Source organism: Empedobacter sedimenti, from assembly GCF_030005555.1.
Lineage (GTDB): Bacteria > Bacteroidota > Bacteroidia > Flavobacteriales > Weeksellaceae > Empedobacter > Empedobacter sedimenti.
Genome location: NZ_JASCQG010000010.1, coordinates 71181 through 85391 on the forward strand (window position 1 = coordinate 71181; position 14211 = coordinate 85391).

The window sequence follows — 14211 nt, forward strand, 5'->3', positions numbered from 1 at the left end:
GATTTCGTAAATTGTATCTCGTAAATCTAAAATTAATCTTATGCAAGAGATCATTAAGAAAAGAACGAAGCAAGTTGGAATAGATATTATTCTTTTGATTCATCAATTCCCAAATTCAATTGCAACTAGAGCTATTTCTAATCAAATCATCCGAAGTGCAACTTCAATTGGAGCAAACTATAGAGCTGCTTGCAGAGCTAAATCAACGGCAGATTTTATTAACAAACTGAAAATAGTTGAAGAAGAAACAGATGAAACCATTTATTGGTTAGAGATTTTAGAAGAATCCAAATTATTTCAATCACCAAAAATTAAAGAACTTAAAATTGAACTCAATGAAATTTTATCAATCGTTGTAAGTTCAATAAAAACTTTGAGAAACAAACAGAATAAAACTTAATATTTACGATTGATGATTTAAGATTAACAGTTGAAATACATCGTAAATCTGAATTCGTAAATCAAAAATACAAACTGTGTTAAAAAAAAGAATCATTCCGTGTCTTGATATCAAAGATGGAAGAACGGTAAAAGGTGTTAATTTCGAAGGATTACGCGATGCGGGAGATCCAGTTGAATTGGCAAAAAAATATGTAGAAGAAGGCGCTGATGAATTGGTGTTTTTGGATATCACAGCAACCATTGAAAAACGTAAAACTTTGGCTGAAATGGTCGAAAAAATTGCTTCGGCGATTAATATTCCGTTTACAGTTGGTGGCGGAATCAATTCGGTGGAAGACGCTTCTGCGGTCATAAAAGCAGGTGCAGACAAAGTTTCAGTGAATTCCTCTGCTGTTAAAAACCCACAGTTAGTAGCTGATTTAGCGGCTCGTTTTGGATCGCAATGTGTCGTAGTTGCAGTAGATACACGCAATGTGAACGGAACACAAAAAGTGTTTGTTAGCGGTGGAAAAATCGAAACCGATTGGGAAACTTTGGATTGGGTAAAGAAAGTAGAAGAATTGGGCGCTGGCGAAATTCTATTAACTTCAATGGATGGTGATGGAACAAAAGCTGGTTTCAAAATTGATATTACTAAATCGGTTGCGGATATTGTAAATCTTCCAGTGATTGCCTCTGGTGGAGCAGGAAAAATGGAACATTTTACAGAAGTTTTTACCCAAACTAAAGCGAGTGGTGGATTGGCGGCAAGTATTTTCCACTTTGGAGAAATTCCGATTCCGACGCTTAAAAATTATTTAAAAGAACAAAATATTCCGATACGATGAACATCGATTTCAATAAAAGTAATGACGGATTAGTTCCTGTTATTATTCAAAATTATCTTAACAACAAGGTCTTGATGTTAGGTTATATGAACGAAGAAGCATTCGAGAAAACCCAAGAAATTGGAAAAGTGACTTTCTATTCTCGTTCAAAAAATAGATTATGGACAAAAGGCGAAGAATCAGGTAATTTTTTAGAAGTGAAATCTATTGCAGTTGATTGCGACAACGATACGATTCTGATCAAAGCAAAACCATTTGGACCAACTTGCCACACAGGTTCTACGACTTGTTTTAATGAAGTTTCGAATCATGGATTTGTGTATGAATTAGAGCAAACTATTAATGATAGAATTGTTTTAGCCGAAGACAAAGATTCTTACACCTATAAACTATATAATAAAGGTATTAACAAAATTGCCCAAAAAGTAGGTGAAGAAGCTGTAGAAATTGTAATTGAAGCGAAAGACAACAATGATGATCTTTTTTTGGGTGAAGCAGCCGATTTAATGTACCACTATTTAATTTTGTTAAAAGCGAAAGGTTTCAAATTAGAAGATGTAGAAAATGTCTTAAAATCGAGAGAAAATGGTCCGAGAAGATCAGAATAAATACTTATAAACAAATTTAAGGTTGCTAAATAGCAACTTTTTTTATGCACAAAAAACTGATGTTTAGCAGAATTAACGAAAATTAACCATTTTAATTAGAATTATTATAAATAAAAATAATACTTTTGAAATCAAATTAAAATTAGTCTAAATAATCATTACAATATATTCTATTCATATGAAAAAATTATTCATTTCTGTTGCTATTCTACTCGCTTCATTTATTCAGGCTCAAACTAATACCTTAATGGATGCTGGTTTCTGGAAAAACAATCCAACTATTGAAACTGTAAAAGCTGAAATTTCTAAAGGAAATAGCCCATCATTTCAAAATGGAGGTTTCTTCGATCCTGTTGTTATCGCGATTAACAATAAAGCAGATTTTAATGTGACTAAATTTTTAATAGAACAAGAAGGAAACTCTGTTGACAAGAAAACGCATCACTCAAGAATTTATCTTCAATGGGCTGCTGCAGCTGGAAACTTAGAATTAGTAAATTATTTATTAGCCAAAGGTTCTGATGTTAATTATAAAGACAGCCACGGCGATGATGTAATTACTTATGCAGCTAGTGCAGGCAATCAAAATATTGCGGTTTATGATGCTTTAATTAAAGCTGGTGCAAATCCAAAAGTAAAAGGAGAAAATGGCGCAAACTTAATTATGCAAGCGATTGCTGGTGATAACGATTTGAAAGTTACTGAATATTTTATCTCGAAAGGGTTATCATTAAGCGAAAAAGATGCTAATGGACGTACTGTTGCAGACTACGCTGCCAAATTAGGAAACTTAACAATCATAGATAAATTAATTGTGAAAGGTGTAAAACCTACAGATCAAGCTTTATTTTTTGCCACTCAAGGTTCGAGAACAAAAGAAAATGGTGTAGAAGTTTTCCAAGAATTAATTACAAAATATAAATTAAATCCGAAAGCGTTAAATCCGAATGGACAAACGTTATTACATGCTTTATCTCGCAGAGGAAACTCAGAAACAATCAATTTCATACTATCAAATGGTGTTGACGCTAAAGTTGCAGATAAAGAAGGAAACACTGCATTAATGATTGCTTCTGGTGGAAAAAATATAGAATTAATCAATACATTTTTATCAAAAGCAAATAATATCAATTCTGTAAATACAAACAGTGAATCTACTTTAACTAAAGCAGTTGCTTCAGGTACTTCTCAAATCGTAGCTTTATTATTAGAGAAAGGTGCAAAAGCTGATATTGTAGATAAAGACGGAAATAATTTGGCTTTTTATTGGTTCAATTCTTTTAAACCAAATGACGAATCATTCGCAGAAAAACAAACTTTATTAACAAACGCGAAAGTTAATTTTAAAGCAACTCAAAGCAAAGGTGCAACTTTGTTACATATTGCGGTTGATAAAGGAAACGTAAATTTGGTAAAAAAAGCAGTTGAGTTAGGTGTAAATATTAATGCACAAGACGAAGACGGAAATACAGCTTTACACAAAGCAGCTTTGATTGCAAAAGATGATACTATCTTGAAAACATTGGTTGCTGCTGGAGCGAAAAAAGATATTAAAACAGAATTTGAAGAAACAGCTTATGATTTAGCTGGAGAAAACGAATTTTTAAAGAAAAATAATGTGTCTATTGACTTTTTAAAATAATAAAGGAGATGAAATTTAATATAATCAAAAAAATAGTTGGATTAGTTGTAATCTTAATGGCAACAGCCACTTTTGCACAAACAACGAAATACAAAACAATGATACAGATGAATAATTACACAGGAAAAGAAGCCTATGTAGTGATTTCATTAATCAATCCAAAAGGACAATACGAAAAAACATTAGCTGTTTTAGGACCAGACAACGAGTGGTACAACACACTAAAAGAGTGGCATAAATTCAACAGTAAAAAGAAAGAAAAATTAAACGGAATTACAGGAGCTTCTGTAGCAGGTGGTGCGAGAGCAACACGTGTAATCGAGTTTGATACAGCAAAATTAAACAAAGGATATAAGTTACGTTTCGAATCAGCAGTTGAAACACAAAAATATGTAGCAAAAGACGCAGAAGTCGCGTTAACTTCAGCCGCATTAGACAACAAAGCTGGTATCAAAGGATCTGTATACATTAAAGCCGTACGTTTTATAAAAGTTCAGTAAAAAATGACATTATCTATTTGGAGATATGCGCATTTGAGTCTCGCAATTTTATCTTCAGCTTTTTTAGTAATACTATCTATAACAGGAGTAATTTTAGCTGTAGATGCGATTAATGAGAAATCTCCCGCATACAAAGTAGAAAATTTCGATAATATTACACTCGCGCAAGTTTTACCAACTTTGCGCGAGAATTATTTTGAAATATTAGAAGTTAAAGTTGATCACAACGATTTTGTAACGATTGATGCGATGGACGAAGATGGAAATCCTATCAAAGCTTATATTGATCCTACAACAGGAAAAAAAATTGGAAAAATTGTTCCAAAAAGTGATTTCATCAATTGGACAACAGCCTTACATCGTTCTTTATTCTTAAAAGAAACTGGTCGTGCAATTGTTGGTGTTGTCTCTTTTTTGTTGATGTTAATTTCAATAAGCGGATTAATCCTAATCGTAAAACGTCAACAAGGCATTCTAAATTTCTTTACAAAAGTTAACAAAGATTCTTTTTCTCAATATTTCCACGTTGTAACTGGGCGTTGGTTATTGATTCCTGTCTTAATCGTTGCATTAACAGGAACGTTGATTTTCTTAGCTAGATTAGAACCATTAATTGGTCAGCCAAAAGAAATCGAACATCAAGCTAAAGAAAATTTGCCTCCAAAAGATTTAAAAGACATCGAATTCTTCAAAAACACGAAATTAAGTAGTGTTGAAAAGATTGAGTTTCCTTTTATTCCAGATGATGAAGCTGAGCCATTTATCATTCATTTAAGAAAGAAATCGGTTTCGGTTAATCAAGTAAATGGAGCTATTATTTCGGAATCTATGAATCCTTATTCTGCAATTGTAGAAAAATTCAATGTTGATTTACACACTGGTCGTACCAATGTAGTTTGGGCAGCTATTTTAGGAATTGCTTCGCTTAATATTTTGTTCTTTATTTGGTCAGGATTTGTCATTACTTTCAAACGTACACGAACAAAAATTGGTAAAAATAAATATAACGCTAACGAAGCTGAAATTGTACTTTTAGTAGGTTCAGAAAATGGAGCAACTTTAGGTTTTGCCTCTAAAATTCAGGAGCAATTTTTAGCAAATGGAAAAAAATCGTACATCACTCAGATGAATCAATACGAAATTTATCCAAATGCAAAACAACTCATTATTCTTACCTCAACTTACGGAATTGGTGATGCACCAGCGAATGCAAATAAATTCGAAAATTTATTAGAAAAATTTCCTCAACAACAAGAGATTAAGTTTTCGGTTGTAGGATTTGGCTCTCGTGCGTATTCAGATTATTGTGGTTACGCAGTTAAAGTTGATAAATGGTTGAATAACCAAAAATGGGCAACTCGATTAATTGAATTAAGAACCATAAACGATAAATCGCCAGAAGAGTTTACAAATTGGGTAATTGCTTACAAAGAAACGACAGATATTCCGTTGGCAACAACGCCTGCAATGTATGTTGGAAAAGCACCAAAACTAAAAAATGTTAAGGTAATTTCTACCACAAAAGTGACAGAAGAAGATGCAACATTTAAAGTTATTCTTGATGTAAAAGAGAAGTACAAATCTGGAGATTTATTGGCAATTTATCCAGAAAGTGGTCACAAAGAACGCTTATATTCGGTTGGAAAAGTTAATAATAAATTGCAACTAATTGTAAAATTACATGAGTTTGGATTAGGTTCTCAATATTTATATAATTTAATTGAAAATTCTACGATTAAAGCGCGAATTGTAAAGAATAAAGCCTTTAGATTTCCAAAAGCTTCGAAAATTGTGATGATTGCAAATGGAACTGGAATTGCGCCTTTTCTTGGTATGATTGATGAGAATTCAAAAAAGGTTGAAACACATTTATATTGCGGTTTCAGACACGATAATGAAACAACAAAATCTTATCAAGAATTTGCTGCTAAACAAATTTCTACGAATCATTTGAGCCAATTTCACATTGCATTTTCTCGTGAAGAAAATAAACAATATGTGATGGATTTAGTCAATCGCGATGCTAAATTCTTTGCTGAAACGTTACAAAATGGTGGAATTCTTATGATTTGTGGCGCTCTAATAATGCAACATGATGTAGAGAAAGTTTTGGAACAAATTTGTCAACAACATTTGAAGAAATCATTCGAAGAGTTCAAAACAAACGGACAATTTTTGACGGATTGTTATTAGAATTTACTCACAATAACAAATGAATAAACCAACATGCAATTCATTCTAAAAAATATATTCACTTTTATACTATTGTATGTTCTAACTCCGATGAATGCTCAAACGGTTGGAGTTAGAGATACAATTTTGATGGGAAGTAAATTCAAAATTACTTTGGTTGATACCGATTCTATTTCTGTTGAAAAAAATATCAATAAAGCTATTGATGAAATGATCAGAATCGAGAATTTGATTTCTGATTGGAAACTAACTTCGCAAGTTTCTCTTGTCAATCAAAATGCTGGAATTAAACCTATAAAAGTAGATCGAGAAGTTTTTGACTTAACAAAACGTGCGATTTATTTTTCGGAACTAACAGATGGTGCTTTTGACATTAGCTTTGCGGCAATGGACAAAATCTGGAAATTTGATGGTTCAATGGAAAAAATTCCAACTCAAGAAGAAATTTCAAAAGCCATCGAAAAAATTGGTTATCAAAACATTATTTTGGATGAAGAAAATTCGACCATTTTCTTGAAAAAAGTTGGAATGAAGATCGGTTTTGGTTCTATTGGTAAAGGTTATGCAGCACAAAAAGCACGAACTTTTATGCAAGGTTTAGGGATTAATGCTGGTATTATTGATGCCTCTGGTGATATGACAACTTGGGGAAATCAACCAAATGGAGAAGCGTGGAAAATTGGAATTACAAACCCTTTTAATCGTCATAAAATGTTGGATATTCTCTCAATGAAAAACGCAGCGGTAACGACTTCTGGCGATTACGAAAAATTTATTTTGATTGATGGAGTTCGTTATTCACATATTATTAATCCTAAAACTGGGATTCCTGCAACTGGTCTTACAGGCGTTACGGTGATTGGTCCTAACGCAGAAACCTGCAATGGTTTTAGCACATCTATAATGGTTTTAGGAAAAGAAAAAGGATTAAATTTGATAAATCAACAAAAAGATTACGCAGCTCTTTTGATTACAGATAAAGGAAAAATTATTCGTTCAAAAAACTACAAAAAGATTAAACAAAATCTTGCGAAATAAGCTTATTTTTATTCATCATAATTGTTGATGAAATGAATAAAGTTATCCTTCGTACCATATTATTTTTTGTTGCTACATATCTAATTGTGGTTATTTCAGTTTACTTTTTTCAAGAAAAACTCATATTTCATCAAAGTAAGTTAGATCAAAATTATGTTTTCGAGTTTGAAACAAAATTTGATGAAATAAACTTAAAAACTACTGATAATGAAACGCTGAACGGTTTACTTTTCTATGCTGAAAAACCAAAAGGTGTTATTTATTTTCTTCACGGAAATTCTGGAGATTTAAGTGGTTGGGGTGATGTTGCGTCATATTTCTTAGATAACAATTATGATGTTTTTATGATAGATTATCCGGGTTTTGGAAAAAGTACGGGAGATCTAAAAAATGAAAAACAACTTTTAGATGATGTACAAACTGGATATAATTATTTAAAGAAAAAATATTCAGAAAATCAAATTGTTATTCTTGGATACTCGATTGGAACTGGACCTTCTGCATATTTAGCTTCAAAAAATCATCCTAAAACATTGATTTTAGTTTCTCCATATTATAGTTTCAAATCATTATCTAAAACAAAAGTTCCATTTGTTCCGTCACTTATCTTAAAATATCCACTCGAAACAAATAAATATCTACAAAGCGTCAACTTACCTATTTATATTTTTCACGGAAATGAGGATAGTGTTATTCCGATTGAAAACTCTCGAAAATTGATTAAGGAACTAAATAAACCGACTATTTCTTTTACCGAAATTCAAGATATTGGGCACAATGGAATTTTAAAAAATTACTATTTACAACAGAAAATAGATTCCATATTGTAAGTTTTGTTACACTTCATTTTAAATAAAAGTTCGAAATTGCGTTAAAATAAAAGCCATGAACGACAATAAAAAATCTCATTGGGAGCACATATACGATGTAAAAACACCAGAACAAGTAAGTTGGACACAAAATAAACCAGAAACTTCTTTGAATTTTATTCATTCATTTGGAGAAGATAAAACAGCTAAAATTATCGATATTGGAGGTGGAGATAGTAAATTGGTTGACTTTTTATTAGAAGAAGGTTACGAAAATATTTCGGTTTTGGATATTTCTGCAAATGCGTTGGAAAGAACCAAAAAGCGCTTGGGTGAAAAGGCTGAAAATGTGACTTGGATAGTAGCTGATATTACCGAATTTCAACCTACAGAACAATACGATGTTTGGCATGACAGAGCTGTTTTTCATTTTTTGACGGATGAAAATGACATCAAAAAATACCAAGATTTGGTTGCAAAAGCTGTAAAAGGAAATATGGTAATTGGAACTTTTTCGACAAATGGACCATTAAAATGCAGCGGTTTAGAAATTAAACAAAATGATGAAATTTCGTTAACCTCAACTTTCGATGCTAATTTTGAGAAAATAGAATGTTTTACAATTGATCATAAAACGCCGTTTGATACGATACAGAATTTTATTTTTTGTAGTTTCAACAAAAAATAAAATGCGTTAGGGATAGAAGTGAAAATCCTTTTTTGTAGACGCAGCGTCTACAAAAAAGATTGAAACGAATAGCCCTCCCGAACGCCCAAAATATAAAAATCATCTCCAAAATTTGAGCGATGATTTTTTTAGTCTAATACCATTTTATAAGCTGAATTATTTTGTTTGATATCGTTCAGAATCCAAATTAACTCAACATCTTGGTTTTTAATTTTAGATTTTAGCGTTTGTTTTATTTCTTTGTTCGGAAAAATTCCACGACCGATTTCTTGTCGTTTTTTTAATGGAGAAAGATAAACCGTACCAACAGACATTGTTAATTTAGAGTTTGGTAACTTAAATTTCGGCATCAAACCAGCAACGGTTCCGTTATAATCTCCACCAGTCTCCTCACCTACAAAAAAAGCTCTTTTGTTGGCTTGCAAATTAGTAGAAATAAGACTTGAAGCCGAATAAGAACCTCCATTTATGATGACATATAAATTTCCGTTGTATACTAAATCATCTTCAATCTTCACTCTCGAAAAAGGAACATGCAACTCGTATTCATTTTGATTATTTTGAGTTGTTACAAGCGAAGTGTAAAGCGAAACTAACCAAAGAACTGGATAGGATATTTTTGGAGAAAGCTTTAAAATAGATCGACCGAAGGATGTTTTAGACGCTACAATTTTATCCCCTATAAATTCCTTAGAATCTTTTACGAGATAAGAATACAAATAATGCGCATCGTTAACATAACCACCACCATTATCACGAAGATCGATAACTAAGTTTTTTACTTTATGTTTTTTGATATCCGAAAAAACATTTTTATATAGCTCTTTCGTCTTTCCTCTTCTAAAATCATTTACTCTAAGCAACGCAATGGTACTATCATTCGTCGGAAAAATAAGTTCTTTAGAGTATTTACGTGTTGTTTTATTGTATCCGTAGCGTTTTTGCTTAATCTTAACTTGACGTTCTATTACTTTAGAAACTTTGGTCACAGTATCCTTTTTTGCTTCAACTACTTTAGGTTTTGGTGTAGGATAAATTCTAAAAGATTTCTTAGTAACCAACTTTCCGTTCTCTTGGAACGTTAATAAAACCGAGTCTTTTACATTTTCTTCTAAGGTTACAAAATTGAGAAATGAACGATTGAATAAGTTATTCTCAAACGTTTTATTGTAACCATCTCCGTAAATTGTTTTTTTGTATTTGCTTAATATTTGGCTTGTTGATAGACTATCTATATAAAGCAATTTAGCTCCAGATTTAATTTGGTTCTCTTTTGAATAATCTTTGACCAAAAAAATAGAATCTTTCTCTACAAAAAAACCATAATTATAAAAAGCAGATTTTGACTCTTTGTATCTTTTTTTCTGCTTATTGTCTAACTTTTTGAACAATGGATAAAGATCGGTATGACCATGTCCTAAACTTCGGAAAATAGAACTAAACTGAACATAAAAATCATTCGGTTTTTGAGCTTTATTAATCGACTTCTTGAAACTATCAAATTTAAAATCAATCTCTTGTTTTGAGATATACCAATCTAACTTTGGATGATATCTTTTCAGTTTTTTTTGAACAAAATTGACATCTTTCTTTAACTTATCTACCGAAATTTCTTCATCAATTTGTGCGTTATACTTTTGGACAGAGGTACAACTACAAATCAATAAAAGGAAGAGATAACATAAGAAAGATTTCAACTTCATTTCACTATTTTTTTGTTTTAATATCGTTCAAAATCCAATCTAACTGCGGATCTTTTTTATTGACTAAATCCTCAAAAGATCGATTAATAGGAACCGCAGGAATTACACCTCTTCCCTTTAATGTTCTACCATTATTAGGTTTATAAGTCATGATTCCCATGTTTAATCTTACTTTAGAATTTGGTAATTTAAAATCTATAAATTGTCCTGCCACTGTTCCATTGTAATCGCCTCCTGTCTCTTCGCCTACAAAAATTGCTTTTCCTTCGTTTTGCAATGATGCCGAAATAATACTTGAGGCTGAATATGTCAAACCATTTGTTAAAACATATAGATTTCCATCATATTTGTTTTGCTGATTTAACATCGCTTTCTTTTTCTTTACATCTAAATAATAATTATCATCTTTCTTATGAATATTAAACAACGATTTAACCGAACCATACAACACAAAAGGTAAACCTACAGTATATCCAATTACATTTGGCTTTCTGAAATATTTATTGACCATCGTATATTTAGAACTCACTTTTACGTCGTCAGAAGTAACCATTTGTTTCTCATTTCGAGAAGTAAGAAACGAGTACAAATAATTAATATCAGATACATAACCACCTGTATTATCGCGTAAGTCTAAAACTAAGTTGTGAATATTACGTTTTTTAATCGAATCAAAAATAAAAGGATAGGCTTTTTTTCCGTGCGAAACAGAAAACGTTTTTATTTGAAGAACTGCTGTAGTTGAATCTTCTGAATTCGGGAACTTCAACTCTCTAAGATAGTTTTTCTTTGATTTATTATAAGCAAAGTATTTTTTGACTAAAACATCATGTTCTCTCCTTTCCTTCGCTATTTTTTTCTCTTCTTTTGTTAATTTTTTCTTTGGCTCTACATGTTTCTTTACAATTTTTGTAGAATCTTTTTTCACTTCAGACTGTTTTTTATCTACTTTCTTTGTGTATTCTCGCTTAATCGTTTGGGTAAAAATCGAATCGTTTTTGACCATTGTCAATTCAATCGAGTCTGTTAAACCAATCGTATTGCGAACAAAAGCTGTATAATAACTTCCCAATGCGTAACTATCAAAAGTTTTGATAAAACCATCGCCTTTTCTAATTCTTGCATTTTCTTTGTAATAATCTTTGAAAGAAATTCCGTCAATTGCTAAAACTTCTCCATTCTGAACTAATGTCGTGTCTTTTGATCTATTTTTATCTAAATAAAGTCGTCCATCATATGATTTTAAATCAACCAAGCTAAAAGGTGATTTTGACTTTTTGAACTTTTTCTTTTCTTCCTTAGTCGATTTTTTTTGTAAATAAGACAAAACGGTATGCCCATGTCCCAAACTTGCAATTACTTTTGACAATTCTCTCGAAAAATCATTGGGTAACATTGGTTGTTGAACCGTATTTCTAAAACTATCAAATCGGTTTGCTATAACTTCTTTCGAATAATACATATCGATATCAACATGTCTCGTCAATAATTTATCTTTTGTATAGTCGATATCTTGATGCAACTCTTTAACATCAATTTTCTTATCTATGTGTGCATTATATTTCTGAACAGAAACGCAAGAACTCAAAAAAATAAGTGATAAAAATGTAAAAAATTTATTCATAAATAAGGTTTATATGTAGACGATTGAATAGGTAAAAAGTTACAGCTTTCTATAATTTTATTGATTTAGTTTTATAATTATTTTCTGACATCATTTTGATTTTTGCAGTATCCATATCCATCATCATATTCATTGGTCCAGAGAATTCTGAATCATTAATATTCTGATCTTTTCGGTTAATTGTTAACTTTCCTGATAGCTGATATTGATCAATATGAATTTTAAGTTGATCCGAAGGATTAATATTGCCTTCAGAAGTCATTTTAACATCAAAATAAGCCTTCTCCGAGTCTAATTTCGTCAAAGTATAAGTCGCTTTTACATTCATTTCCATTTTCATTCCTTGTTGAAGTGGCATATTAAATGGAACTAAAACCTCTTTTGAATCTCCTACTTTAAATACCTCTTTTGGATAAAAAGTTAACAAAGACATTGTATTCATCATGCTTTCATAGCTTTCTTTCATCTTCTCAGACTCCCCTTGATATGAATATTCTCTGCCTCTATCAGTTTCAATTCCTTTTAGTTTCAAACCTAAAATCTCACTTTTTATGCTTTCTGTAATATTAGGAATTTCATTTCCATTCACAGACATTTTCGTATCAAGATCTGTATAAGAAATCTCAAAAGGTAGTTTTCCTTCTTTACTTACTTCTTGTGTTTTTGTCAAGGTTTCGAAACTCATCAACATATTCGTTTCGACATTGTTTTTACCTAAACTCTTTTCTGTTTCGCTATCAACTTGCATTTTCATCCCAAGCTTCATTTCAAAATTAGTCTTATATGAAGATCCTGGTTGAAGTTTCACATTAAACTGGAAAGTCTCCTGACCACAAGCAATATTTAGCGCAAAAAAGATAACTAAAGCGTTTAAAATATGTTTCATTTCTATTTTACTTCGTTATAAAATTCTTCTATAAACTGCTCCATATATTCATGTCGACGTAAAGCTATTTCCTTAGCCGTTTTAGTATTCATCAAATCTTTCAATTTAAATAATTTATCGTAAAAATGTTGCACGCTTGATGCATCTTTCGAATTATCATAAGGATTATATAAAATACTTCCGACACTTCCTCCGTAAGCAAAACAACGCGCTATACCAACAGCTCCAATCGCATCCAAACGATCAGCATCTTGTACAATTTCAGCCTCAATTGTTGTTGGTTGGTTTCCTTTACTAAACGATACTTGCGAAACAATTTCTAATACTTTTTTTATCGTTTCTTCTTCGACAAGAACTGATTCTAAAAATGCTCTAATTAACTCTTCTGATTTATCAACTCCTCCATGCAATTTATAATCACCAATATCATGTGTCCAAGCGGCTAATTCGACCAAAAATGGATCTGCATTTTCTGTTTCAAGAATTTTTTTTGCATTCGTTACAACACGTTCAATATGAAAATAATCGTGCCCAGTTCCTTCGTCTAAAAAGGTTTTTTTTATATGATTTTTGGTTAATTCTAAGATTTCAGATTTGTTCATTTTCTATATAATTTGGATTTAAAAATACATCAAGTAATTCAAATCAACTGAATATTTTATTGATTAATCATATTAAAATAATTTTTTGATAAAAATTTCTTATCTTTGCACCTCAAATTTGTAAAACGGGACGAGTTCCCAAAATAATTAGTTATACTATGGCTACAAAAATTAGATTACAAAGACATGGTCGTAAAGGAAAACCATTCTTTCACATCGTAGTTGCTGACTCAAGAGCAAAACGTGATGGTCGTTTCATCGAAAAATTAGGTACTTACAACCCAATTACTAACCCTGCAACTGTAGAATTAAACGTTGATTCTGCTGTAAAATGGTTACAAACTGGTGCTGAACCTACAAACACAGCTAAAGCTTTATTATCTTACAAAGGTGCTTTTATGAAAAAACACTTATTAGGAGGTGTTGCTAAAGGTGCGTTTTCTCAAGAAGAAGCTGACAAACGTTTCGCAGCTTGGTTAGAAGCTAAAGATGCAAAAGTACAAGCTAAAAAAGACGGTTTAACTTCAGGTGCTGCTGCGGCTAAAGCTGCTGCATTAGAAGCTGAAAAAGCTGTTAACGAAGCTCGTGTAAAAGCTGCTCAGGAAGCTGAAGCTGCTGCACAAGTTGAAGAAACTCCTGCTGAAGAAGCAGAAGGTACAACTGAAGAAGTTGCTACAGAAGAATAATTT

The 14211-nt window shown here is 31.5% G+C and carries 14 protein-coding genes; 10 read left to right on the forward strand and 4 right to left on the reverse strand.

The features are described 5' to 3' along the window. The first annotated feature begins 40 nt into the window (after window positions 1-40). The 9 genes from QHG34_RS10560 (at window position 41) to QHG34_RS10600 (ending at window position 8707) form a co-directional block, all read left to right on the forward strand. A complete protein-coding gene (locus QHG34_RS10560) occupies window positions 41-400 on the forward strand; it encodes a four helix bundle protein (RefSeq protein WP_282630155.1) in 360 nt (119 codons plus the stop codon). Between the two features lie 76 nt (window positions 401-476). Then, window positions 477-1229: an imidazole glycerol phosphate synthase subunit HisF gene (gene hisF / locus QHG34_RS10565; RefSeq protein WP_282630156.1), complete on the forward strand. Its 753-nt coding sequence runs from the start codon at window positions 477-479 to the stop codon at window positions 1227-1229. Then, window positions 1226-1837, forward strand: a complete 612-nt coding sequence (gene hisIE / locus QHG34_RS10570; RefSeq protein ID WP_282630157.1) for a bifunctional phosphoribosyl-AMP cyclohydrolase/phosphoribosyl-ATP diphosphatase HisIE — start codon at window positions 1226-1228, stop codon at window positions 1835-1837. The genes hisF and hisIE overlap by 4 nt, the downstream gene beginning before the upstream one ends. A 178-nt stretch (window positions 1838-2015) precedes the next feature. Next, on the forward strand, window positions 2016-3479 hold the full coding sequence (locus tag QHG34_RS10575) for an ankyrin repeat domain-containing protein (RefSeq protein WP_282630159.1): 1464 nt from the start codon (window positions 2016-2018) through the stop codon (window positions 3477-3479). A gap of 56 nt (window positions 3480-3535) precedes the next feature. Continuing rightward, window positions 3536-3979 (forward strand): DUF2271 domain-containing protein, encoded by a 444-nt coding sequence (locus tag QHG34_RS10580; protein WP_407080911.1) that lies wholly within the window; start codon window positions 3536-3538, stop codon window positions 3977-3979. Between the two features lie 3 nt (window positions 3980-3982). Continuing rightward, window positions 3983-6172 carry a PepSY domain-containing protein gene (locus QHG34_RS10585; RefSeq protein WP_282630161.1) on the forward strand — a complete coding sequence of 730 codons (2190 nt, stop codon included), beginning with the start codon at window positions 3983-3985 and terminating at the stop codon, window positions 6170-6172. 90 nt (window positions 6173-6262) lie between these two features. After that, window positions 6263-7210 (forward strand): FAD:protein FMN transferase, encoded by a 948-nt coding sequence (locus QHG34_RS10590; RefSeq protein WP_282630162.1) that lies wholly within the window; start codon window positions 6263-6265, stop codon window positions 7208-7210. Window positions 7211-7242: 32 nt separating this feature from the next. Next, complete coding sequence (locus tag QHG34_RS10595; RefSeq protein WP_282630163.1) at window positions 7243-8040, forward strand: alpha/beta hydrolase; 798 nt, start codon at window positions 7243-7245, stop codon at window positions 8038-8040. A 55-nt stretch (window positions 8041-8095) separates the two neighbouring features. After that, entirely contained in the window at window positions 8096-8707 is a 612-nt protein-coding gene (locus QHG34_RS10600) for a class I SAM-dependent methyltransferase (RefSeq protein WP_282630164.1), read from the forward strand. Between the two features lie 128 nt (window positions 8708-8835). Here QHG34_RS10600 and QHG34_RS10605 read toward each other — a convergent pair whose 3' ends face one another. Genes QHG34_RS10605 through QHG34_RS10620 form a run of 4 tightly spaced genes read right to left on the reverse strand, consistent with a single transcriptional unit; the run spans window position 8836 to window position 13522 of the window. After that, the gene (locus tag QHG34_RS10605) at window positions 8836-10410 is read right to left on the reverse strand and encodes a S41 family peptidase (protein WP_282630165.1); all 1575 of its coding nucleotides are present in this window, start codon (window positions 10408-10410) and stop codon (window positions 8836-8838) included. Window positions 10411-10414: 4 nt separating this feature from the next. Next, window positions 10415-12034, reverse strand: a complete 1620-nt coding sequence (locus QHG34_RS10610; protein ID WP_282630166.1) for a S41 family peptidase — start codon at window positions 12032-12034, stop codon at window positions 10415-10417. Between the two features lie 49 nt (window positions 12035-12083). Beyond that, window positions 12084-12920 carry a hypothetical protein gene (locus QHG34_RS10615; protein ID WP_282630167.1) on the reverse strand — a complete coding sequence of 279 codons (837 nt, stop codon included), beginning with the start codon at window positions 12918-12920 and terminating at the stop codon, window positions 12084-12086. 2 nt (window positions 12921-12922) lie between these two features. Continuing rightward, entirely contained in the window at window positions 12923-13522 is a 600-nt protein-coding gene (locus QHG34_RS10620) for an HD domain-containing protein (RefSeq protein ID WP_282630168.1), read from the reverse strand. Between the two features lie 158 nt (window positions 13523-13680). Between QHG34_RS10620 and QHG34_RS10625 the strand changes: the two genes are divergently transcribed. Next, window positions 13681-14208, forward strand: coding sequence for a 30S ribosomal protein S16 (locus QHG34_RS10625; protein ID WP_282630169.1), 528 nt, complete (start codon window positions 13681-13683; stop codon window positions 14206-14208). The last annotated feature ends 3 nt before the right edge of the window (window positions 14209-14211 follow it).